This window comes from Citrobacter sp. 172116965 (assembly GCF_013458095.1).
Lineage (GTDB): Bacteria > Pseudomonadota > Gammaproteobacteria > Enterobacterales > Enterobacteriaceae > Citrobacter > Citrobacter braakii.
In genome coordinates this window covers 700,666-723,077 of the sequence record NZ_CP046673.1, presented here as the reverse complement: position 1 = coordinate 723,077, position 22,412 = coordinate 700,666, and the positions used below count along the sequence as shown (strand labels likewise).

Genomic DNA, 22,412 nt, shown 5'->3' with positions numbered 1-22,412 from the left:
CTTCACGGATTTGGCCCTAAGCAATACAGACTCACAAAGTACTTTTATTTAACATACAGATTGGTTAAAAAGAGTTCTGCATCGCTTTTTTCACGCCAATCTGTACTGGTTTTTTAATCTGTATGGTACCCATGAGGGATACAGCATGACGCGTTATCAACATCTGGCCAATCTGCTGGCCGAACGCATTGAGCAGGGGTTGTATCGCCATGGCGAAAAACTGCCTTCGGTACGTAACCTGAGTCAGGAGCACGGGGTCAGTATCAGCACCGTCCAGCAGGCGTATCAGATGCTGGAACAGCGACAGCTGATCACCCCGCAGCCGCGTTCCGGTTATTTTGTCGCACCACAAAAGGCACAGCCGCCCGTGCCGCCGATGTCGCGCCCGGTGCAGCGTCCGGTCGAGATAACGCAGTGGGATCTGGTGCTGGATATGCTAAAAGGGCATAGCGATAAATCTGTGATCCCCTTCAGCAGCGGCGCGCCAGATGTCAGTCAACCGAGCCTGAAACCGCTCTGGCGCGAACTCAGCCGCGTAGTGCAGCATAACCTGAAGGCAGTGCTGGGGTACGACAAGCTTCCCGGCAGCCAGGATCTACGCCAGCAGATCGCCCGTCTGATGCTGGATAGCGGTTCAGTCCTCAACGCCGATGATATTGTGATAACCAACGGGAGCCAGAGCGGAATGTCGCTGGCGCTGCTGGCGGTTTGTCAGCCAGGGGACATTGTCGCCGTTGAATCCCCCACCTACTACGGCACAATGCAGCTACTGCGCGGCCTGGGGATCAAGGTGATTGAGATCCCAACCGATCCAGATACCGGGATCAGCATTGAAGCGCTGGAGCTGGCGCTGGATCAGTGGCCGATCAAAGGCGTGCTGCTGGTACCCAACTGCAACAACCCTCTCGGGTTCATTATGCCGGATGCGCGTAAGCGGGCGGTGCTCGCCCTCGCCCAGCGTCACGACATCGTCATTTTTGAAGATGATGTGTATGGCGAACTGGCCACAGAGTATCCGCGCCCGCGTACGATCCACTCCTGGGACAGTGACGGCCGGGTAATACTCTGCAGTTCGTTTACCAAATCCGTAGCCCCCGGACTGCGCGTGGGTTGGGTGGTTCCCGGTCGCTATTACAACAAACTGCTACACATGAAGTACGCCGTCATTGGTACTAACGTTCCCGCTACGCAGCTGGCAGCAGCCTCCTTTGTGCGCGAAGGTCATTACCATCGGCATATCCGGCGTATGCGCCAGATTTATCAGCGTAATATGGAGATCTACACCTGCTGGGTACGGGAATATTTTCCCTGCGGGATCTGCGTCACCCGACCAAAAGGCGGCTTTATGCTGTGGGTCGAGCTGCCGCTCCAGGTCGATATGGTCTGCGTCGCTAAGCAGCTCTGTCGCCTGAAAATCCAGGTCGCACCGGGATCGCTGTTCTCCGCATCCGGAAAATACCGCAACTGCGTGCGCATTAACTGCGCGTTGCCGCCAAACGAGAAGCATCAGGAAGTGATGCAAAAGCTCGGCGAGGCGGTAAAGATGGCGATAGAGTAAACCGGACCGCCCGGTGATTTCGGCCAGGCGATTATGCGATTTAACTCATATCTAATGACTTAAACCCTGAATATCTTCTGCGGAAAGCCGGGTAATTTTTTGTACCGTGCAGATATCAATACCGTCTGCCAGCATAGTGTGGGCAATACGGAGCGCCTCATCACGTCGTCCTTCTATAAGCCCTTCTTGTCGTCCTTCCTGTAACCCTTCCAGCCTGCCTTTTTGTAGCCCTGCCTCATGCAATCTGTCGGCGATCGTCATCAAATGCTCCTTATACTGCGGTGAACGTTCGGCAACCTCACGAATAAACTCACTGAATCGAGGCGCATCGCCAGTTCGTAAAATATAATTAAACAGCGTCTTTATCTGGCTGTCATTAGTCAGTCCGGTAAGTAGCAGGGAAACAATTTGCTCGACCAGCCCCATAAGGTCGCGCTGACGAATATGTTTTTGGATTAACTCCAGCAGCGCCATACGTCGATGCTGCACAATTTCGTCATCCGGGATAACTGTAATATCCACCAGTGGAAACGCCACAGCATACAGCTGACGAGCCAGCTTCGGGTTAGCAAACTCGTCCAGCCAACATAGGGAATAAGGATACGGGCTTTTCGCACCGTGATAGAACAACATCGGCACCACCAGCGGTAATTGCTGATGCCCGGCATCTAAATGCTTCTGCATGGCCGCTACCGCGTAACGCATCAACCTGAATGCCATATGCGCATCCGGTGTGCTTTGGTGTTCAATCACCACATAGACATAGCCATCACCTTCCGTCGTTTTCACGGACCACAGCACATCGGAATAGTGCGCGCGTAAATCCTCTTCAATGAAGCTATCCGGCTTGAGTTTCAGCGTCTGAAAATCGCAAAGTTCGCGCAGCGAAGCGGGAAGATGTATTTGTAGAAAATCCCGAGCTGTCTCAGGGTGGCGCAAAAACGTTTTAAAGACCGCATCATGCGGGGTGGAAGTCGGTGCTTTGTTCATGGCGATCCATCACCTGGAAATAAGATGCCGTGACTGTAGCGCTGGTAAACCACACTCTCACCTGTAACTTTCTCTCTTTGCGAGGCGATTTCCGGGATAAAAACGCCCCTTTGTAACGTCTGCATTTGTCTGGAACGTATCACGCAGAATCACGACCTCAATGCACATTCCCGCTTTTTCACCGCAGGGCCTGTGCTATAACAAATCATCACTTTCATGGAGGACACGATGTGACGCATACCCGAGATATTCCACAATCGTTCTGGCGTGATGAGCAACTGCCGTGGCTGGAGCTGCGCAGCACCTGGCAAAGTCAGCAGGCCTATAAGCGCCATCACCACTCTCAGCTCTCGATTGGGGCAATTCTCGAGGGAGGAACCTGCTGCCTGTGCGATGACAAGGAATACCATCTGAAGGTGGGCGATCTCATTGTGATCCCACCACTGGCACCTCACAGCTGTAATCCCGTCAACGGGCAATTTCGCAGCTATCACATGCTTTATCTTGATGCCCGGTGGTGCCTTGCCCATCTGCCAGCGCTGAACAGCAATCAACGGCTTTGCACGCGCACTCCTGTTATCCGCGATCCGCAATTATTCCAGTGCTACATGCACCTTGTGGCGCTCATGCCGCAACGGCAAACGACGCAGATAACTGATGCCGCACAAGCATTGCTGCGCTCGCTGCCATTGCAGTCGGTAACACCGGAAAACCTAAGCGTCACCAGCCAGTATATGCGCGAGCGGTTGCAGTCCAGTCTGCACTCCCCACCCTCGCTGGATGAGCTGGCAGATGAGTGTCACATGCGTAAAGAGACGCTGATTCGGACCTTTAAGCAGGACATCGGGCTGACGCCGGGAAATTATCTGAACATGATGCGGATTGACTATGCCCGTCAGCGGTTACGGGCCGGGGACGAGATTGTCGATGTCGGCTACCAGAGCGGGTTTGCCGACCAGAGCCATTTCCATCGCACCTTTGTTCGCTACACAGCAGCCACACCGCGTCAGTACGCACTGGGACGATCAATATCAGACAATAATTAGCGTTGCGTCAGGCGTACGCTGATCTCTGTTTCATTTTCTGAGGTCGCTATGTCGCTGCTTGCTGAACTTTTTCCGTCTGCTTTTCCCGCGCTGGCGCTGGCGCATTTTGTTGCACTACTCAGCCCAGGGCCGGACTTCTTTTTACTGGTCGGTTACGCCGTACGTTACCGAATGCGCGGCAGCGCCGGGCTGTGCGTGGGGATCGCTATCGGCAACGGGCTGTATATCCTGCTGGCGATTATTGGTTGGGGGATCCTGCGCCAGCTTCCCCTGCTGTTTACGGTTATTGAGCTGCTGGGCGCGCTCTATTTATTATGGATTGGCAGCCTACTGATACGCAGCCGCCCGCAAACCCTGACCGGAGCAGACGCCCAGTCTACCTGTCCAGGATTTGGCAAACAGCTGCTGCTGGGATTAGGTTCGTCGCTGCTCAACCCAAAAAATGCGCTGTTCTATCTGGCGCTGATGACCGCCCTGCTCGGCCCGTCGGTGACGCTGCTGCAACAAACCATGAGCGGGATCTGGATGACCAGCGTGGTGTTGTTCTGGGATCTGCTGATCGTGATGTTCATCGGCTTACCGCAGATCCAGCGACGGTTAACCAGAGGGATATTGTGGATCGAGCGTATCGCCGGCGGCGTATTGATCGTCTTCGGTTGTGCAATCGCGCTGCGTTTTCTGCAGAGCGTCACTTTCTGATAAGCGTGACGATTTTCTGCAAATAAAGCGGATAAACTCGTTTAATTAATATCCAATCCGCATTACACTTTGGGTGGCTATTATCCATTCAACCAATTCTTCCCGAGGTGCGATGTGCTGATTGTTACCTGTAATCGTTACGTTTTCTGACTCGAGTCTGAAAACGTTTCTCCTGTTTGCGCCTCGCGCAGGCAGCGTTTTTGATTACATGAAATTCAGTACATTTGCAGTCTGCTTTTTTCTGTCATCGGTCTGACGTCTCAAAGACGGTATTGAATTTCGCTATTCCCGTTGAGGGTTTTCTCCCGAAAAGGAGCTGTTTTATGCAACGGATTCTCGCGTTTTTCTCCCAACGCACCACGACGCTATTTTTTCCTGTCGCGTTGATTTTATATGACTTCGCCGCTTATCTGTCGACGGACCTGATCCAGCCAGGCATCATCAATGTGGTGCGTGATTTCAACGCCGACGTCAGCCTGGCCCCCGCTGCGGTGAGCCTCTATCTGGCTGGCGGCATGGCGCTGCAATGGCTGCTGGGACCGCTTTCCGACCGGATTGGCCGTCGACCGGTGCTGATTGCGGGGGCATTAATCTTTACGCTCGCCTGCGCTGCCACGCTATTGACCACCTCAATGACGCAATTTCTGGTCGCCCGATTTGTACAGGGCACCAGCATCTGCTTTATCGCTACCGTTGGCTATGTCACGGTGCAGGAGGCGTTTGGGCAAACGAAGGCCATTAAGTTAATGGCGATAATCACCTCCATTGTGCTGGTTGCGCCAGTTATCGGCCCGCTCTCCGGCGCAGCGCTGATGCACTTTGTACACTGGAAAGTCCTGTTTGCCATTATCGCCGCCATGGGGTTTATCGCCCTGATAGGGCTAGCGTTAGCAATGCCGGAAACCGTTAAGCGCGGCGCGGTGCCGTTCAGTGCACGCGGCGTACTGCGTGATTTCCGCGACGTTTTCCGTAACCGGGTGTTCTTGTTTGGCGCAGCCACGCTGTCGTTAAGCTATATCCCGATGATGAGCTGGGTGGCGGTCTCGCCGGTGATCCTGATCGACGCTGGCGGTATGAGCACATCAGAGTTCGCCTGGGCGCAGGCACCGGTGTTTGGCGCGGTGATCGTCGCCAATATGGTGGTTGTTCGTTTTGTGAAGGATCCAACCCAGCCACGTTTTATCTGGCGGGCGGCACCCATTCAACTGAGCGGACTGGCGGTGCTGATTGCCGGCAATTTGCTGTGGCCACACGTCTGGCTGTGGTCGGTGCTGGGAACCAGCCTGTATGCGTTTGGCATTGGTATGATCTTTCCGACGCTGTTCCGCTTTACGCTGTTTTCCAACAACTTACCGAAGGGTACGGTCTCGGCGTCGCTGAATATGGTCATCCTGACGGTGATGGCGGTTTCTGTCGAAATCGGACGTTGGCTGTGGTTTAACGGCGGCAGGATTTCGTTTCATCTGCTGGCGGTTGCGGCGGGTATTGCTGTCGTCTTTACCCTGGCAGGCTTACTGAAGCGGGTTCGCCAGCATGAAACAACAACGTTAGCCACTGAAAACTAACCTGCCGGATGGCACTGACGCTTATCCGGCCTATGTCGTAGTGATAGGCCGGATAGGGCGCTTGCGCCGCATCCGGCAACCATCACATTATCTTAAGCAATGCGCGCAAACCCTGCTTCCAGATCGGCAATCAGGTCGCCAATATCCTCAAGGCCAATATGCACCCTGACCAGGGTGCCGCTGAAATCTACCTCTCCGGCTGGGCGAATGCTGTTCAGCTCTTCCGGCTGATTCGCCAGAATAAGCGACTCAAATCCGCCCCACGAATAGGCCATATGGAACAGTGAGAAGTTATCGAGGAAATTCGCCATCTGCTCGTCGGTCAGTCTCTTTTTCAGCACAAACGAGAACAGGCCTGAGCTTCCGGCAAAGTCACGCTGAAAATACTCGTGCCCCGGGCATTCCGGTAATGCCGGATGATTCACCCGCGCCACTTCCGGCCTTGCCGACAGCCAGCGGGCAATATGGATGCTGCTCTCCTGATGCTGCTTAAGACGTACCGCCAGGGTGCGCAATCCACGGCTGCCGTTGTAGGCCGTATCGGCATCCAGCGTTTGCCCCATCAAATAGGAGTTCTCGCGCAGACGATCCCAACAACGAGCGTTGGACACCGCCGTGCCCAGCATGCCGTCCGAATGACCGATGGTGTACTTCGTTCCCGCCTGAATGGAAATATCCACGCCATATTCCAGCGCTTTGAACAGCACACCCGCCGCCCAGGTGTTGTCGATCATAATGACAATCTCCGGATTAACCGCGCGGATAGCTTTCACCATCCCCGGTACATCCTGGACTTCCATGGTGATCGAACTTGGCGATTCGAGGAATACAACTTTCGTTTCCGGACGCAGAAGATCAACGATACCAGCACCAATCAACGGATCGTAATACGTTGTTTCCACATTGAATTTACTCAGGATCTTATTGCAAAAATCCTGGGTTGGCTCGTAGGCCGCGCCCGTCATCAAAATATGATCGCCACCCTGGACAAACGCCAGAATCGCATTGGTCACCGCCGCAGCGCCGCACGGGTAAAGCGCGCAGCCAACGCCGCCTTCCAGTTCGCTCATTGCCTTCTGGAAGGCAAAGTGGGTGTAGGTTCCGCGACGACCGTAAAACAGCTCGCCATTTGCGCGATTGGCGGTGGCGAATTTTTTGTCTTTCACGGTATCAAACACCAGTGAAGAGGCGCGCTGGATAACCGGATTCACCGCACCCTGGGTGTAGCGTTTGTCGCGACCCGCAACAACCAATTGCGTCTCAAGCTTCATTGCGTCTTTCATAACATCTCCTGTTCTTAATCCGTGTGAAACCTATACCACCGCAGCAGTAGAGTTTATTTCAGTGTTGGTCTGCTTTTTTCCAGCGAACCGTTCAACAATCTGCGCCGCATTCAAATCATGGATAACGTTAATCAGTGTGGCAGGCGCATCGGTAATCGTGCCCAGCACTACCAACATCGGGATCGCTTCCATTGGCAGGCCCAGCGTAGTGACGATAAAGATTTCACCGAGGAATGCCCCGCCCGGTACGCCGCCGACGATAATGGCGGAGAGCACCGCAATCAGCATGGTCAGGAAGAAGGTCTCGGTGGTGAACTCCATGCCCAGCACGGAATAGATAAAGACAATTTTCAGCGCGGCAATCATCGCCACGCCACCTTTGTTCAGGTTAACCAGTAGCGGAATGGAGACATCAACGATTTCCGGGTTAATCCCCATCGCCTTACCGGCACGCAGCGTCACCGGGAGAGTCCCCAGCGAAGAGCAGGTCCCCAGCGCAGTCGCAGACGGTTCAATCGCATTACGCCAGAAGGCTTTGACCGCCGGAATACCGCCGCCAATATACGAATAGAGAATCGAGCCAAAAACAAAGTAGACCAGCGTGGCCACCATGAACAGGCCGATGGCGCGAGCAAAGGTTAACAGCAGTGCAGAGTCCTGACTGGCCATAGTGGCAGCGAAATAGCAGCCCAGGCCAATCGGTGCGACCTTCATAATGATTGAGACGATCTTCATGATCACGGTATTGGCATCTTCCAGCAGCGACGCAATGCGCTTACCGGCCTGATCCGATTGACCAATCGCCACACCAGCAATAATCGCCATCACAATCAGCGCCAAAATATTGGACTTAGAAAACAGTCCGATAAAGTCGCTGGTCGTGATCATGCTGACAAAATCCATCTTACCGCTGCCCGCCTGCACCGACTGCGAAAGATCGATAGTGACACCCTGCGCCGGGTTATACCATAGCGCCAGCGCGACGATCCCGGCAGCCGGAATAAAGGCCATTGCGATCGAAACAATAAAGATAATCGCCATAATGCGCCCCAGCCTTTTCAGGTCGGTCATACTGGCGATCGAAGACATGACGCTGATCCCCACCAGCGGCACAATAATCATAAATAGCAGATTTAAGAATATCTGGCCGATTGGCTGGAGTTTACTTGCAAACGAGGGGGCATAAATACCTAATAAGCCGCCAATCACCAGAGCAACTAATAAAATAATCGACGATCTGTAGGGTTCGAGTCGTGACCACATAATCGGTACCTTTAGAATAATATTTAATGAGATTAAATTCACAATGTGATGAGTTTCCGTTTCGCCTCCTTTTATTTTGTGACGTAACTCACCTAAGTTGTTATTTTTTCATTTTGCCAGCAAGTTGTTTCCTGTGATTCAATAGTTGCATGTTTAAAACGCGAATGTAACGGCCTATTCGTACCGTTTTTGCAAATCACTTGTGAATAAAAGGAAACTATGAGTACGCCGATTTCACTCAAGCATCTGGAGTTTTTCATTAAAATCGTCGACTGCGGAGGATTGTCAGAAGCCGCGGCGCAGCTCAACGTCTCGCCATCTGCGGTCAGCAAAAGCCTGGCGGCAATGGAAGATACGTTAGGCACGACATTAATTAAACGTACCACCCGCAGTATTACCCTGACCGATGCCGGGCAATATCTCTTTAACCGCGCCAATAAGCTTTTGAAAGAATTCGATGAAACGCTGAATACCACCTCCGGTTATTACCACAGCCCGCAAGGTGAATTACGCATAACCTGCTCAATTGCGTTTGGTTATTCCCGGCTGGTGAACCTGGTGGATAAATATCGTTCCCAGTTCCCAGATGTGAATCTGTATATCGATCTCAACGATAACTTCGTGAATCTGAACGAAACAGATTTCGACATCGCCCTGCGAATCTCCACCGCACCACCGCAGAACTACGCAATGCGCAAGCTGGTGCCTGTCCGCTGGGCGTACTGCGCCTCACCCGGCTACCTTGCCAAAAAAGGCATGCCCCAGCGTCGTAGCGATCTGGTCAATCATGATTGCCTGGTTTACCCAGGTCTCACGCCGGTGCTGAAGGTGGCGGATGAACAGGATCGTCTGCATCAGTTAAAACTGCATATGCCTATCCAGGCCAACAGCAGTCTGGTATTGCTGAAATCGGTGTTAGAAGATCAGGGAGTGGCGTATTTGCCCACCTATCTGATTGGCGATCATATTCAAAAAGAAGAGATAACGCCGCTGATGCTCGACGGCACCATCACCTGCGAAACCCACGCCCTGTATGCGCTCTATTTTCCCAGTAAGTACAGCAATCCGAAGGTGCGATCGTTTATCGATTTTCTGGTGGCGGAACTCGGCCCCTTACCCGCCTGGGACAACTGGATCCCAGAGTAAGCTTTGCACGTCTGAAAATGGGAGGCGCTCCACATTTTTTGCGCGATCCCCCCGTCTGGCTCTATCCTTAAGCCTATGAATAAAATTGCTGAACTCAAACGCGCCAAGCGACTGGCGCTCTCATTGCTGCTGATTGCCGCCGCTACCTTCGTCATCACGCTGTTTCTGCCGCCTAACTTCTGGGTGCTCGGGATCAAAGCGATCGCCGAAGCGGCGATGGTCGGCGCGCTGGCGGACTGGTTCGCCGTGGTGGCGCTTTTTCGTCGGGTACCAATCCCGTTCATCTCGCAACATACGGCGATTATCCCGCGCAATAAGGATCGGATCGGGGAGAATCTCGGTCAGTTTGTGCAGGAAAAATTTCTCGACACCCAGTCCCTGATCGCCCTGATCCGCCGCCATGAACCGGCGTTGTTGATTGGTAGCTGGTTCAGCCAACCGGAAAACGCCCAGCGAATTGGCCAGCATCTGCTGCAGCTCATGAGCGGTTTTCTCGAACTCACCGACGACGCCCGCATTCAGCGGCTGATCAAGCGGGCAGTGCACAAAGCCATCGACAAGGTCGATCTCTCCGGTACCAGCGCGCTGATGCTGGAAAGCATGACCAAAAACAACCGCCATCAGGTGTTGCTCGACACATTGATCGCCCAACTTATCGCCCTGCTCCAGCGCGACAGCTCGCGGGCGTTTATCGCCCGACAGATCGTGCACTGGCTGGAGACCGAGCATCCGCTGAAAGCGAAGATCCTGCCGACTGAATGGCTGGGCGAGCACAGCGCCGAACTGGTGTCTGATGCCGTTAATTCCTTACTGGATGACATCAGCCACGATCGGGCGCATCAGATCCGCCACGCCTTCGATCGCGCCACGTTTAAGCTAATCGATAAGCTCAAACACGATCCGGAGATGGCCGTGCGGGCCGAAAGCATGAAAAACTATCTGAAGGAAGACGAAGCCTTCAACCGTTATCTTGGCGAACTGTGGGCAGACCTGCGCCAGTGGGTGAAAACCGACATTAACGCTGACGATTCGCGCGTGAAGCAGCGCATCGCCAGCGCCGGACAGTGGTTCGGCGAAACACTGGTTGCCGACAGCGCCCTGCGCGCCTCACTGAATGGGCATCTGGAGCAGGCCGCGTATAAAGTTGCGCCGGAGTTCGCCACCTTCCTGACGCGCCACATCAGCGACACGGTGAAAAGCTGGGATGCGCGCGATATGTCGCAGCAAATTGAGCTAAACATCGGTAAAGATTTACAGTTTATCCGCATCAACGGCACGCTGGTCGGCGGTTCTATTGGGCTGGTGTTATATCTGTTGTCACAAATTCCTTCCCTGCTGACACTGGCGAATTTTTAAGGAGAAAGTAAAACGCCTATTTTTATTTTACTTTTCATTATCATTTGCCCATGTAATATAACAATTATCAACCTAACAGCGTGAAATGAGAGTCCGTATGTCCGAGGGAAGCCCCGATTCAAATCGTCATGCCATCAGCGTCGCGCTCTTTGGCATGCTGGTCTTAACGCTGGGCATGGGAATTGGACGCTTTCTGTATACGCCGATGCTCCCGGTACTGCTGTCGGAAGGTCAGTTTACGTTTGACCAGCTCTCCTGGATTGCCAGCGCCAACTACGCCGGATATCTGGCGGGAAGCCTGCTCTTCTCCTTCGGGCTCTTCCATCTTCCCTCACGTTTACGCCCGATGTTGTTAACTTCTGCGCTCGCTACCGCAGCGTTGATTCTGGCAATGGCAAGCGTTAAGCAACCCGCGCTGGTGATGCTGATCCGTTTTCTGGCAGGCGTCGCCAGTGCCGGTATGATGATTTTTGGTTCGATGATCGTCCTGCATCATACCCGGCATCCCTTCGTGATCGCCGCATTGTTCTCCGGCGTTGGCGCAGGCATTTTGCTGGGCAATGAATATGTCATCAGCGGTCTGCATTTTGCGCTGTCATCGCACACGCTCTGGCTGGGGGCAGCGGCAGCTTCCGCTGTATTCTTTGTGCTACTCGTTATGCTCTTGCCATCTCGCGACCATGCGCTTCCCGCCGCCACACCGGTAAAAACAGAGCATCAGCCTATGTCCTGGTGGCTGCTGGCGCTACTGTATGGGTTGGCCGGATTTGGCTACATCATTGTCGCTACATACCTGCCACTGATGGCGAAAAGTGCCGGGTCGCCGCTGCTGACGGCCCATCTCTGGTCGTTGGTCGGCATATCGATTATTCCGGGTTGTTTCGCCTGGCTGTGGGCTGCCCGACGCTGGGGGGTATTGCAATGCCTGACGGCGAATTTACTGATCCAAAGCGCTTGCGTGGTCATGACACTCGCCAGCGACTCCTTGCCGCTGCTGGTGATAAGCAGCGTGGGTTTTGGCGCAACGTTTATGGGGACCACTTCGCTGGTCATGCCGCTCGCCCGTCAACTTAGCGTACCGCGCAATATTAATCTGCTGGGCCTGGTCACCCTGACTTACGGCATTGGTCAAATACTCGGGCCGCTATTAACCAGCCTGCTGGGAAGCGGCGCTCAAGCGATCGTTAATGCCACGCTATGCGGTGCCGTCGCCTTGTTTATTGCGGCACTGATCAGCCTCACACAATTATACAAACAGCGTTTCGCCTCCCCCAAAAGGGTATAATCGACAACCTTATAAACAGGTATCTTAGGATTAGTCCGCAATCAAATGTCAACATTTAATAAACCACAAATAATCAGCAATTACCCGCCAGACAATTTATAATTCCCGGCTGTTCATTTATAAACTCAATTTAAAATGCGTAAAAATGGACATATTAACTCAGCATCAACACTATCTTCGGGAAAAGTACATGTCATGGTTTAAAAAAATACTACTGGGGTTAATTATTTTGGTGGGTTTAATTGGCACGCTAAAGGATTATAAAGACTTTGGCCTGTTTGGCGCGTTAGGATTGTTTCTTATATTCCTGTTAACAACAACATTTTTATGGCAATGGGCCTCTGGCAGGTTACCAGAGATAACCCAGCTTCAGGCCGTATTTATTTTACTGGCCAGCGCGGTAGCCTCAATTTTTGTTATCAATATGGCAATTGCCGGAAATTTGCATGTGGATTTAATGGAGGTCATGTACGTTACCATTACGCATAATCCACTTTTTTACCTGATTCTCTGCGTGGTCGCATGGGTAAAAGTGGGCATCTGGCAATGGCTGTTTAGCGGTGTACAGGTGAAAGAGAGTCAGCCAGTTTAAACACGGCAGAGGTAAAAAAGGCGTCTTAACTAAGACGCCTTTTATGCTAGTACAACAAATTAGAATTGATAGGTCAGACCTGCAACAACCTGGTTGTCGTCGTCTTTGGCATCGAGCAGGTTAATTTTGTAACCCACATCAGCCACGATGTTTTTGTTGAAGTAGTAATCCGTGCCCAACGCTACGTATTCAGTCAGGTCATTATTGTTGTTGTCACGCGCGTGAACGTAACCCACGTTCGGACGCAGACCAAAATCAAACACATACGCAGCCATTGCTTCAAAGTGCTCAGCTTTATCCGCATCCTGAATCAGGTTGTGGGACTCACCGTACATGGTCGCGACGTAGATGGCATTAGCATCATATTTCAGACCCGCGCCCCAGAACTCTGCGTTTTCGCCATCCCATTTACCGTCTTTATTGCCTTTCTTTTGGGCTGCTGTGATTGAACTATTTGTGTAGGTCGCAATAGCAGACACGCCGGAATCCGCAATGTTGTCATAGCCCAGGGAGAAGCCGTAGCCGTTACCGTGCTGCTTAGTCAAATTAGGTTTTGTCGGGTCTTCCGAGTTGGCATCACCTTTACCCTGGTATTGCGCACCAATGTTCAGACCATCAACGGCTCCAAAGAGATTTTTGGTGCGGAGTGTTGCAACGCCAGAAGTACGTGAAGTAAGGAAGCGGTCAGCATCTTCAAAAGAGTCGCCGCCGAACTCTGAAAGAGTGTCAGTGTAAGCTCCCACGTCGTAAGCAATACCGTAGTTACGACCGTAGTCAAAGCTAACGTCATGGCCATAATCCAGGCCAGCAAACGCCAGACGTGTATTGACGCCATTCTGAGAACCTTCTGCTTTAGAGGCATCAAACTGACTTTCAAATTGGCCATAACCGGTCAGTTGATCGTTGATTTGTGTCTCACCGCGAAAACCCAGACGCGCGTATGTACCGTCGGCATCGGTGCCGCCAGTCCAGGAATGGACCGCTTTTACTTTGCCGTACAGATCCAGTTTGTTGCCATCTTTATTATAAATTTCCGCTGCATGAACGGAGGTTACCCCTAATACCATTACAGCTAATGCCATTGCTGACTTTTTCATGTTATTACTCACTTTTAATTGTGAATTTTGCTATCAACTTTGTTATGAAGGCAGAATACCCGCATAAAAAAGCCCCCTATGGAAAAGGGGAAAACCTCTAACACACCAATGAAGGTAATAATAAAGTGGCAAGACACATATCATTTTGGGTTAAATAAAACCCGAACAGAGAGTAATTACTTGGATTCTTCGCTTACGCTCTCATTAACAGAGCGATATAACATTATTGCTTCGGCAATAATATCTTGTTTACTTTTACGGGTTTCAAATGCCAGCGTACGAACATATTCCCACAGAGAGGTATCGACACGGGCACTTAAAAGAACCATATCTTTTGAACGGGTACCCCTGGCCTTTCTAATATCGGGGTAATCTCGAGAGGGCATTATCATCTCCTGAACGCAAACACGCTTATGGCGATGAAATATGCAGTCAGTGTAAAAACATGTCAACGGCAAAATACAGTGACAATAGTAATGAAACTGTTAATAACGGACAAAAAACTGGAACAGCATTTCAAATGAAAGATAACTTGATTATAGAATAATGTGTAATTTTAACTTTACATATATTCACTTTTATTCATTTGATTAAAAAAGCCAGAACTATTGACAATAAACATGACCTCAAATCAAAACATCATTACAGCCAATAAGTTACGTGCCGTTATTAATGTCTACATTTCCGTGAAGCGCCTGTTTTTATGCACTGTTATTCCGGGCAGCCTCGCTCTGACCACCGCGGAAATCAGTTTGATTCTCACTTAACACAGGCCCGTTTTGTCTAAAAATAAGCACGGAAAGGTAAAAATAAGGTAAACAATGCATTTTTTCGCATGCAAAAATAAGTTGTTTTTAATTGATATAAATCAATTTTCACCGCGTAACGACGGAGGAAAAATCATCATCTGAGGTGATGGAAACCTTTTTTTACGTGACGTTCATGACGAGAAAAAAGCGTTGTTATGCAATAAACTTTTGTGCTGAAAAGTGTCGCGCGGGCTGCAACAGCCCGCATGGGAGAGAAAGGAAAATCAGGCGTTAACTTTATCCAGCGGCCAGGAATCAAACAGATAACCATCAAAGTCGATGTCATCAACATTTGAAAACTCCAGCAGGCGCTGTTTGACGTTTTCCAGATGCTGCCACATTGCCAGCTTGGCTGCGCGGGCATCCTTTTTGATTAATGCCGCCAGGATCTGTTTGTGGTCACCCATCCACTCTTTACGGTAATGGGTATCGTCAAGGTGGCTATGGAGCTGGATCCACATCGGGTTGTTTTCACGCCACTGCCATGACTGGCGAAACAGCTCCACCAGCATGCTGTTATGCGTGGCTTCGGCTATGGCGAGATGGAACTGCATGTCGCCGCTTTCAGAACCGTTCGCTTCGCTGGAGGCCAGCTCCCGCTCTTCCAGCTGTAACGCCTGGCGCATTTTAACGATATCTTCACGGGTAGCCTGCAGCGCGGCGAATTCGGCGATATTGCTTTCCAACAGCTGTCGCGCCTGCAGCAGCTCAAACGGACCCGCGTCATTGCAATGATTGACATCCGTACTGTCGATGGTCTGCGCATCTGCATTGTCGAGTACGTAGATCCCGGCGCCGCGACGCACGTCCACCAGACCTTTAATTTCCAGCATAATTAACGCTTCGCGAACCACCGTGCGAGTGACATTGAGCATCTCAGCAATTTCACGTTCCGGCGGCAAACGCTCCCCGGGCTGGTACGGCGTCTGGACAATCAGATCGCGGATCATTGCACCCACTTCCTGGTAGGGTCTTTGTTGAGAAGTGTTCGATTTCATCGTGTTATGTCCGTCAGATGCGTCAATTCAGATCCGTAGGCCGGATAAGGCACATGCGCTGCCATCCGACACCTGTGCCGTTGGCTGATGGCGACGCTGACGCATCTTATCAAGCCTACAAAAAACGTTTTTTCGCCTGAACTATAGCATTTGCGGGAAGCCAAAAACAGAAAACGGGTCAACCAAATCAGCATTTTGATTGACCCGTCATACTTCGGGGATTATGCGTCAGCGCCTAACGCCGCAACGCACTCGCGTGCACCGTGTTCACACAGCTGTTGATACGTCGCGATAACTGTCTCCACAAAATCAGCGTTTTCCGCCAGATCATGGCCAAAAATGCCGCTCAGCCCCAGCAGCGCCGTCACGCGTTCGGCCCCCTGGAACTGTTGGTTAATGCGCTGGAACTCAGCCAGCAAGGGGTCGACAACATCAATGGCCTGCCCCTGTTCATCCACGCCACGGGTGTAGCGCATCCAGCCCGCCACGCCCAGCGCCAGGTGACGCCAGTCGCTGGCGTTTTGCAGATGCAGACGCACCGGATCCAGCAGGCGCTGCGGCAATTTCTGGCTGCCGTCCATCGCAATCTGCCAGGTGCGGTGACGCAGTGATGGGTTGCTGAAACGCTCAATGAGCAGCGTCGCATAGGCGTTAAGATCGGTGCCTTCCGGCATCGACAGCGTCGGCGCTTGCTCCTGCATCATCAGCGCGAACGCCGCTTTGCGATACGCCGGATTTGTCATGGTATCAGCGATAGTTTCATAGCCGCCGAGATAGCCCAAATACGCGAGGAAAGAGTGGCTGCCGTTGAGCATACGCAGTTTCATCATTTCAAACGGTACCACATCGGCAACGAACTGCGCACCAACGTTGTCCCAGTCAGGGCGACCGTTGACAAAGTTATCTTCGATAACCCACTGACGGAATGGCTCACAGGCGATAGCACACGGATCGTACACCCCCAACTGGTCGGCAATCTCTTGCAACGTTTCTGGCGTCGCCGCCGGAACAATGCGGTCTACCATGGTGCACGGGAAAGTGGCGTTAGCCTCAATCCACTGCGCCAGCTGCGGGTCGCGCGCCTGCGCCAGACCCAGCACCGCGACTTTCGCCACATGACCATTTTCACGCACGTTATCGCAAGACATCACGGTAAAGGCCGCAAGCCCTTGCTCACGACGCAGATGCAGCGCCTGTACGATGTAACCAATCGCCGATTTCGGCGCGCCTGGATTCGCCAGATCGTGTTTAATCAGCGGGTTATTGAGATCTAACTGTCCGCTGGCAGCATCGGTGCAGTAGCCTTTTTCCGTGACCGTCAGCGAGACAATTGCCGTCTGCGGGCGCTCCATAGCCTGTAAAATACCATCACAGCCGTCAAGCTCCGGGTGCAACGCTTCTTTCATCGAGCCAATCACTTTCAGCACGGTGTTGTCCGCGCCTTTTTCCGCCACGGTATACAGCAGTTGCTGTTTGCGCAGGTTTTCAATCAGGACGCGATCGTTACCCGGCATCAGGTTAACTTCACAGATCCCCCAGTCGCTGTCGGTGGTTTCCAGCAGATGATGGGTGTACAGCGCCTGATGCGCGCGGTGAAATGCGCCGCATCCCAGGTGAACAATGCGGGATTGCAGGCGCGAGCTGTCCCATGCAGGGCGAGCAACCGGCAGGTTGCTATTGGCAATTGTCGTTGTCATCGTGAACTCCAGAACCCGTTGAATGACCAACGGAAGAGAAAAGAAAAAGCCGGCCAGACAGGTGACCGGCAACTCGCTTTAGCGGCTAAAGAAAGCGCGCTGGATAGCCATCTCAACGCCACGCACTTCCGCCAGCCCTTTCAGGCGACCAATCGCGGAGTAGCCTGGGTTGGTTTTCTTTTTCAGATCGTCAAGCATCTGATGGCCGTGGTCCGGACGCATTGGGATCAGGTCCTCTTTACCCTCGGCTTTACGGCGCTGCTCTTCCTCAACGATCGCTTTCACGACTTCGTACATATCGACGTCGCCGTTAAGATGCGCCGCTTCATGGAAGGTTTTCGGGTTATCTTCACGCAGCGTGGAGCGCAGGTGGGTGAAGTAAATGCGTGGGCCAAACTGTTTGATCATGTCGACCAGATCGTTGTCCGCCCGGACACCGTAGGAGCCGGTGCACATGGTAAAACCGTTCGCCATGCTGTTGACCGTATCGACCATCCATTGCATATCTTCCACGGTGGAAACAATGCGCGGCAGGCCGAGGATTGGGCGCGGCGGATCGTCCGGGTGTACTGCCATCCGCACGCCTGCTTCTTCCGCCACAGGAATTATTGCTTTCAGGAAGACGGCAAAGTTCTCGCGCAGTGCGGCTTTATCGATATCTTTATAACGCGCAAGATGCTGGCGGAACTGGTCAAGCGTATAGCCCTCTTCCGCGCCCGGCAGACCGGCGATGATATTGCGGGTCAGACGCGCTTTGTCTTCATCGCTCATGGTGGCGAAGCGTTCATTCGCCTGAGCAATCTCTTCGGCGGTGTAATCCGCTTCCGCGCCCGAACGTTTGAGGATGTGCAGCTCAAAGGCGGCGAATTCAATCTGGTCAAAACGCAGCGCTTTGGAGCCGTCCGGCAGGACGTATTCCAGGTCGGTACGGGTCCAGTCGAGAACCGGCATGAAGTTGTAGCACACGGTACGAATGCCACACTGGGCCAGGTTACGCAGGCTTTGCTGGTAGTTGGCGATCCACTGCTGATAGTTACCAGAACGGGTTTTAATGTCTTCGTGGATCGGTACGCTTTCGACGACCGACCAGACCAGGCCCGCCTGCTCAATAATGGCTTTGCGTTTTAGGATCTCATCAACCGTCCACACTTCCCCGTTCGGGATATGGTGCAAGGCGGTGACCACGCCCGTGGCACCCGCCTGACGTACATCCGCTAAGGTGACCGGATCGTTAGGACCATACCAGCGCCATGTCTGTTCCATCTTTTATTCCTCATTTACGTTATGGACTCGACGATATGGCACATAAATTCCTCCTTTTGGTATGACATGTCAACCTGAAGGAATGAATTGGTTAACCAAATCACGATTTTTGCTGATTAGATCGCCATTTTGCGGCCAGGAAGCGCAGTAAAGATGTAAACATGTAACGCAATGTGACATTCATCGCATCAATGGTTAACCAATGCAGATAACATCTCAACCAAAATCATAATAGTTCAACCAATAAAGGTAGACGTTATATGCATGTTCTCAATATTCTGTGGGTCGTATTCGGCATCGGTCTGATGCTGGTGCTCAATCTAAGATTCAAAATAAACTCGATGGTCGCCCTGCTGCTGGCGGCGCTCTCGGTCGGCATGCTGGCGGGTATGGACTTAATGGCGCTGCTGCACACCATGAAATCCGGCTTTGGCAGCACGCTGGGTGAGTTGGCGATTATCGTGGTATTCGGGGCAGTCATCGGTAAGCTGATGGTCGATTCCGGAGCGGCGCATCAGATTGCTCATACGCTGCTGGCGCGACTCGGTCTGCGCTATGTGCAGCTTTCGGTGATCATTATTGGTCTGATTTTTGGCCTGGCGATGTTCTATGAAGTGGCGTTTATTATGCTGGCGCCGCTGGTGATCGTCATTGCCGCAGAAGCGAAGATCCCGTTCCTCAAGCTGGCGATTCCTGCCGTTGCCGCCGCCACCACCGCCCACTCTCTGTTCCCACCGCAGCCTGGTCCGGTCGCGCTGGTTAACGCCTACGGCGCTGACATGGGTATGGTCTACATCTACGGTATTCTGGTGACTATTCCGAGCGTGATCTGCGCCGGGCTTATCCTGCCGAAGTTCCTCGGTAACCTCGATCGCCCGACGCCGTCATTCATGAAGGCGACGTACCGGTTGACCAGAACAATCTACCGTCTTTCGGCATCTCTATTCTGGTTCCGCTGATCCCGGCGATCATCATGATCTCCACCACCATCGCCAACATCTGGCTGGTGAAAGGAACGCAGGCGTGGGAAGTGGTCAACTTCTTAGGCTCCTCGCCAATTGCGATGTTTATCGCCATGATTGTCGCCTTCGTGCTGTTTGGTACCGCGCGTGGTCACGACATGCAGTGGGTGATGAACGCCTTTGAAAACGCGGTGAAAAGCATCGCCATGGTGATCCTGATCATCGGCGCGGGCGGCGTACTGAAGCAGACCATTATTGATACCGGCATTGGCGATACCATCGGTATGCTGATGTCGCACGGCAATATTTCTCCGTACATCATGGCGTGGTTGATAACCGTGCTTATTCGTCTGGCAACCGGTCAGGGCGTGGTCTCAGCCATGACGGCGGCGGGGATTATCAGCGCAGCCATTCTCGACCCGGCAACCGGTCAACTGGTGGGCGTCGATCCGGCGTTGCTGGTACTGGCGACGGCGGCTGGCTCCAACACCCTGACCCATATCAACGATGCCTCGTTCTGGCTGTTCAAAGGCTACTTTGACCTGTCGGTGAAGGATACGCTGAAAACCTGGGGTCTGCTGGAGCTGGTGAACTCCGTGGTTGGCCTGGTAATCGTGTTGATCATCAGCATGATTGCATAACGTCGATACCGCTCTGGCCCACAGCCCAGAGCGGTTCTTTCTCCTGCCTTAACAATCCTCAATAATCAGATACACCGCCTTCACCGGGCCATGCACCCCAACCACCTTGATAAGCTCAATATCCGCCGTCGAGCTGGGTCCACTGATAATGTTAATGCACGACGGCATACGCTCACCGGCCTGCGCTTTCTGATGCAGTTTTTCTGCCAGTTGCGCCACTCGCGGCAGGATGGTGCTTTTACGCAGCACGAAAATCGAGGACTCCGGCAACAGGCTCAAAGAACGCCCGCGCTCCGGCGCGGAAAACAGCACCACGCCGCCGGACTCAGTCAGGCCATACTCGGCATACACCACGCCGACTTTCGCCTGCTCGGCCTCGGTAATATTTTCGCTGCCTCGCGCCGGATCCCAGACCACGGCGTTGCATTCCTGCTGCAAGCGTTCGGTGATGCCCAGCGCCACCAGTCGGCTGTCGCCGCTCAGCACTACCGGCTGACCCAATTCTTCACACAGACGTAGCGCTGCTTCTGCGGCCTGGTCCTCGCGAGTCAGTTCACAGCGGGCCAGCATCACTTCGCTGGCGAACTGGATAAACGCATCGCAGCGCTGCTGCGGGCTAAGTTCGGTCAGGCGCTCGTTGGCATAATTGTTAACCGGCGCGGCATCCGCTTGCGGTTCGAAACGCGGCGGGCGACCCAGCGCCTGGGCGATGGTGTTTAAAAACGCGGTACGGTTATCCATTCTTTTTCTCCTGCGCCTGATGTTTCTTAAACCAGCTGCGGAAGCTCTCGCCGTCAGCATCAGGCAGATCGCGCGCCTCCATCCAGTCACCAATCGCGCCAACCTTGAGCGGGGTTTTCCCGCCATTGATAAACCAGCTTGCCGCATGCGCGCCCGCCATCATTCCGACTTTCCACAGCCCCGGATGGCTATTGGCATAAGCGAACATTTTGATCGCCCGTCGCTCGGCTTTCGGGGTAATGCCCTCCTCGGCCATCACCCGACGATGACGCAGGATCAGTTTTGACAGCGGAATACGCACCGGGCAGACGCTGTCGCAGGCCGTGCATAAGGAACAGGCGTACGGCAGGTCTTTAAAATCTTTATAGCCGCCGAGCAGTGGAGAAATCACCGCGCCAATAGGGCCGGGATAGATCGAGCCATAGCCGTGTCCGCCGATGTGGCGATACGCCGGGCAGGTGTTCATACAGGCCCCGCAGCGGATGCAGCGCAGCACATCGCGAAACTCAGAGCCCAGCACCTGCGAGCGACCGTTATCGACAATCACCAGATGGAACTCTTCCGGTCCGTCCACGTTATCCGCCTCACGCGGGCCGGTCAGCCAGGTGTTATAGCCCGTCAGACGAGCGCCCACGGCGCTGCGCGCCAGCATGGTGATCAGCACATCCACATCGGCAAAGGTCGGCGCGATACGCTCCATGCCCATCACCGCAATGTGCGTTTTCGGCAGCGTGGTGCACATGCGCGCGTTGCCTTCGTTGGTCACCAGGCATACTGAACCGGTTTCCGCCACGGCAAAGTTACAGCCGGTAATACCGATTTCGGCACTCAGGAAATCCTCGCGGATCTTCTGGCGAATGAACAAGGTCATGGCTTCCGGGGTTTCCGGGCCGTCATACCCCAGACGCTCGTTCAGCACGCGGCGGATCTGATAGCGATCTTTATGAATAGCCGGGACCACGACGTGCGAAGGTGGATCCTGATCCAATTGCAGGATGTATTCCCCGAGATCGGTTTCGATCACCTGGATTCCCGCATCCTGCAGGACATGGTTGACGCCGATCTCCTCGGTCACCATCGACTTGGACTTCACCACCTTCTTCGCGTTTTTGCTGCGCGCGACCTGCAGAATGTAGGCGGTGGCCTCTTCTTTGGTTTTGGCGAAATAGACGTGGCCGCCGTTTTGCGTCACTTTCTCGGAGAGTTGATACAGGTAAGCGTCGAGGTTGCTCAGCACGTGATCGCGGATCTGGCTGGCACGATCGCGCCAGTCTTCCCAGTGGCCTAACTCATCGACCATTTTTTGTCGATTTGCGCCAATACGCTCCTGCGCATTGGCCACGGCTTTGCGCATGATCGGATCTTCTATCTGCTGACGAATGCGCAGTTTAAATTCTACATCGCTGGTTTTTATCGACATC

At 53.1% G+C, this 22,412-nt stretch carries 18 protein-coding genes and 1 pseudogene; 9 read left to right on the top strand and 10 right to left on the bottom strand.

Features of this window, described 5'->3' with window-relative positions; all coding sequences use genetic code 11:
• The first annotated feature begins 145 nt into the window (after positions 1–145).
• The gene (locus tag GPJ68_RS03525; RefSeq protein ID WP_172860613.1) at positions 146–1,558 is read left to right on the top strand and encodes a PLP-dependent aminotransferase family protein; all 1,413 of its coding nucleotides are present in this window, start codon (positions 146–148) and stop codon (positions 1,556–1,558) included.
• Positions 1,559–1,609: 51 nt separating this feature from the next.
• On the opposite strand, the gene GPJ68_RS03520 is transcribed toward GPJ68_RS03525, so the two are convergent.
• On the bottom strand, positions 1,610–2,548 hold the full coding sequence (locus GPJ68_RS03520; RefSeq protein ID WP_172860611.1) for an Rpn family recombination-promoting nuclease/putative transposase: 939 nt from the start codon (positions 2,546–2,548) through the stop codon (positions 1,610–1,612).
• 230 nt (positions 2,549–2,778) lie between these two features.
• Between GPJ68_RS03520 and GPJ68_RS03515 the strand changes: the two genes are divergently transcribed.
• The 3 genes from GPJ68_RS03515 to mdtM all read left to right on the top strand — a co-directional run bounded on the left by GPJ68_RS03515 (position 2,779) and on the right by mdtM (position 5,858).
• Positions 2,779–3,594 carry an AraC family transcriptional regulator gene (locus GPJ68_RS03515; RefSeq protein WP_172860610.1) on the top strand — a complete coding sequence of 272 codons (816 nt, stop codon included), beginning with the start codon at positions 2,779–2,781 and terminating at the stop codon, positions 3,592–3,594.
• A gap of 48 nt (positions 3,595–3,642) precedes the next feature.
• Positions 3,643–4,293, top strand: a complete 651-nt coding sequence (locus tag GPJ68_RS03510) for a LysE family translocator (RefSeq protein WP_047358393.1) — start codon at positions 3,643–3,645, stop codon at positions 4,291–4,293.
• 323 nt (positions 4,294–4,616) lie between these two features.
• Positions 4,617–5,858 carry a multidrug efflux MFS transporter MdtM gene (gene mdtM, locus GPJ68_RS03505; protein WP_172860609.1) on the top strand — a complete coding sequence of 414 codons (1,242 nt, stop codon included), beginning with the start codon at positions 4,617–4,619 and terminating at the stop codon, positions 5,856–5,858.
• A 92-nt stretch (positions 5,859–5,950) separates the two neighbouring features.
• Here the strand turns inward: mdtM and metC are convergent, their stop codons facing one another.
• Both metC and GPJ68_RS03495 read right to left on the bottom strand, forming a co-directional pair.
• Positions 5,951–7,141 carry a cystathionine beta-lyase gene (metC, locus tag GPJ68_RS03500; RefSeq protein ID WP_016155600.1) on the bottom strand — a complete coding sequence of 397 codons (1,191 nt, stop codon included), beginning with the start codon at positions 7,139–7,141 and terminating at the stop codon, positions 5,951–5,953.
• A 30-nt stretch (positions 7,142–7,171) separates the two neighbouring features.
• A complete protein-coding gene (locus GPJ68_RS03495; RefSeq protein WP_003019196.1) occupies positions 7,172–8,404 on the bottom strand; it encodes a dicarboxylate/amino acid:cation symporter in 1,233 nt (410 codons plus the stop codon).
• A gap of 219 nt (positions 8,405–8,623) precedes the next feature.
• On the opposite strand from GPJ68_RS03495, the gene GPJ68_RS03490 reads away from it, so the two are divergent.
• From GPJ68_RS03490 to GPJ68_RS03475, 4 genes are all read left to right on the top strand, one after another.
• On the top strand, positions 8,624–9,550 hold the full coding sequence (locus GPJ68_RS03490; protein ID WP_016151563.1) for a LysR family transcriptional regulator: 927 nt from the start codon (positions 8,624–8,626) through the stop codon (positions 9,548–9,550).
• A 75-nt stretch (positions 9,551–9,625) separates the two neighbouring features.
• Entirely contained in the window at positions 9,626–10,906 is a 1,281-nt protein-coding gene (locus tag GPJ68_RS03485) for a DUF445 domain-containing protein (protein ID WP_172860607.1), read from the top strand.
• Between the two features lie 97 nt (positions 10,907–11,003).
• Complete coding sequence (locus GPJ68_RS03480; protein ID WP_115191032.1) at positions 11,004–12,191, top strand: MFS transporter; 1,188 nt, start codon at positions 11,004–11,006, stop codon at positions 12,189–12,191.
• A 190-nt stretch (positions 12,192–12,381) separates the two neighbouring features.
• Positions 12,382–12,783, top strand: a complete 402-nt coding sequence (locus GPJ68_RS03475) for a hypothetical protein (protein WP_049269974.1) — start codon at positions 12,382–12,384, stop codon at positions 12,781–12,783.
• A gap of 59 nt (positions 12,784–12,842) precedes the next feature.
• On the opposite strand, the gene GPJ68_RS03470 is transcribed toward GPJ68_RS03475, so the two are convergent.
• From GPJ68_RS03470 to uxuA, 5 genes are all read right to left on the bottom strand, one after another.
• A complete protein-coding gene (locus GPJ68_RS03470; protein ID WP_172860606.1) occupies positions 12,843–13,880 on the bottom strand; it encodes a porin in 1,038 nt (345 codons plus the stop codon).
• 176 nt (positions 13,881–14,056) lie between these two features.
• Complete coding sequence (locus GPJ68_RS03465; protein WP_047358398.1) at positions 14,057–14,266, bottom strand: hypothetical protein; 210 nt, start codon at positions 14,264–14,266, stop codon at positions 14,057–14,059.
• A gap of 647 nt (positions 14,267–14,913) precedes the next feature.
• Positions 14,914–15,687 (bottom strand): Uxu operon transcriptional regulator, encoded by a 774-nt coding sequence (gene uxuR / locus GPJ68_RS03460; protein ID WP_029139754.1) that lies wholly within the window; start codon positions 15,685–15,687, stop codon positions 14,914–14,916.
• A gap of 221 nt (positions 15,688–15,908) precedes the next feature.
• Entirely contained in the window at positions 15,909–17,384 is a 1,476-nt protein-coding gene (locus tag GPJ68_RS03455; RefSeq protein ID WP_049269976.1) for a fructuronate reductase, read from the bottom strand.
• Positions 17,385–17,462: 78 nt separating this feature from the next.
• Positions 17,463–18,647, bottom strand: a complete 1,185-nt coding sequence (gene uxuA, locus GPJ68_RS03450) for a mannonate dehydratase (protein ID WP_016151555.1) — start codon at positions 18,645–18,647, stop codon at positions 17,463–17,465.
• A 260-nt stretch (positions 18,648–18,907) separates the two neighbouring features.
• Here uxuA and gntP point away from each other — a divergent pair.
• Positions 18,908–20,250, top strand: a pseudogene (gene gntP, locus GPJ68_RS03445) (gluconate permease GntP).
• A gap of 48 nt (positions 20,251–20,298) precedes the next feature.
• Here gntP and GPJ68_RS03440 read toward each other — a convergent pair.
• Together GPJ68_RS03440 and GPJ68_RS03435 are read right to left on the bottom strand one after the other, a co-directional pair.
• Positions 20,299–20,991, bottom strand: coding sequence for a lactate utilization protein C (locus GPJ68_RS03440; RefSeq protein ID WP_016151553.1), 693 nt, complete (start codon positions 20,989–20,991; stop codon positions 20,299–20,301).
• A complete protein-coding gene (locus GPJ68_RS03435; protein ID WP_016151552.1) occupies positions 20,984–22,411 on the bottom strand; it encodes a LutB/LldF family L-lactate oxidation iron-sulfur protein in 1,428 nt (475 codons plus the stop codon). The genes GPJ68_RS03440 and GPJ68_RS03435 overlap by 8 nt, the downstream gene beginning before the upstream one ends.
• Position 22,412: the final 1 nt, after the last annotated feature.

Coding starts and splice junctions, on each gene's coding strand:
- GPJ68_RS03525 (WP_172860613.1), top strand. CDS start 146: ATGACGCGTTATCAACATCTGGCCAATCTGCTGGCCGAACGCATTGAG.
- GPJ68_RS03520 (WP_172860611.1), bottom strand. CDS start 2,548: ATGAACAAAGCACCGACTTCCACCCCGCATGATGCGGTCTTTAAAACG.
- GPJ68_RS03510 (WP_047358393.1), top strand. CDS start 3,643: ATGTCGCTGCTTGCTGAACTTTTTCCGTCTGCTTTTCCCGCGCTGGCG.
- mdtM (WP_172860609.1), top strand. CDS start 4,617: ATGCAACGGATTCTCGCGTTTTTCTCCCAACGCACCACGACGCTATTT.
- metC (WP_016155600.1), bottom strand. CDS start 7,141: ATGAAAGACGCAATGAAGCTTGAGACGCAATTGGTTGTTGCGGGTCGC.
- GPJ68_RS03495 (WP_003019196.1), bottom strand. CDS start 8,404: ATGTGGTCACGACTCGAACCCTACAGATCGTCGATTATTTTATTAGTT.
- GPJ68_RS03490 (WP_016151563.1), top strand. CDS start 8,624: ATGAGTACGCCGATTTCACTCAAGCATCTGGAGTTTTTCATTAAAATC.
- GPJ68_RS03485 (WP_172860607.1), top strand. CDS start 9,626: ATGAATAAAATTGCTGAACTCAAACGCGCCAAGCGACTGGCGCTCTCA.
- GPJ68_RS03480 (WP_115191032.1), top strand. CDS start 11,004: ATGTCCGAGGGAAGCCCCGATTCAAATCGTCATGCCATCAGCGTCGCG.
- GPJ68_RS03475 (WP_049269974.1), top strand. CDS start 12,382: ATGTCATGGTTTAAAAAAATACTACTGGGGTTAATTATTTTGGTGGGT.
- GPJ68_RS03470 (WP_172860606.1), bottom strand. CDS start 13,880: ATGAAAAAGTCAGCAATGGCATTAGCTGTAATGGTATTAGGGGTAACC.
- GPJ68_RS03465 (WP_047358398.1), bottom strand. CDS start 14,266: ATGCCCTCTCGAGATTACCCCGATATTAGAAAGGCCAGGGGTACCCGT.
- uxuR (WP_029139754.1), bottom strand. CDS start 15,687: ATGAAATCGAACACTTCTCAACAAAGACCCTACCAGGAAGTGGGTGCA.
- GPJ68_RS03455 (WP_049269976.1), bottom strand. CDS start 17,384: ATGACAACGACAATTGCCAATAGCAACCTGCCGGTTGCTCGCCCTGCA.
- uxuA (WP_016151555.1), bottom strand. CDS start 18,647: ATGGAACAGACATGGCGCTGGTATGGTCCTAACGATCCGGTCACCTTA.
- GPJ68_RS03440 (WP_016151553.1), bottom strand. CDS start 20,991: ATGGATAACCGTACCGCGTTTTTAAACACCATCGCCCAGGCGCTGGGT.
- GPJ68_RS03435 (WP_016151552.1), bottom strand. CDS start 22,411: ATGTCGATAAAAACCAGCGATGTAGAATTTAAACTGCGCATTCGTCAG.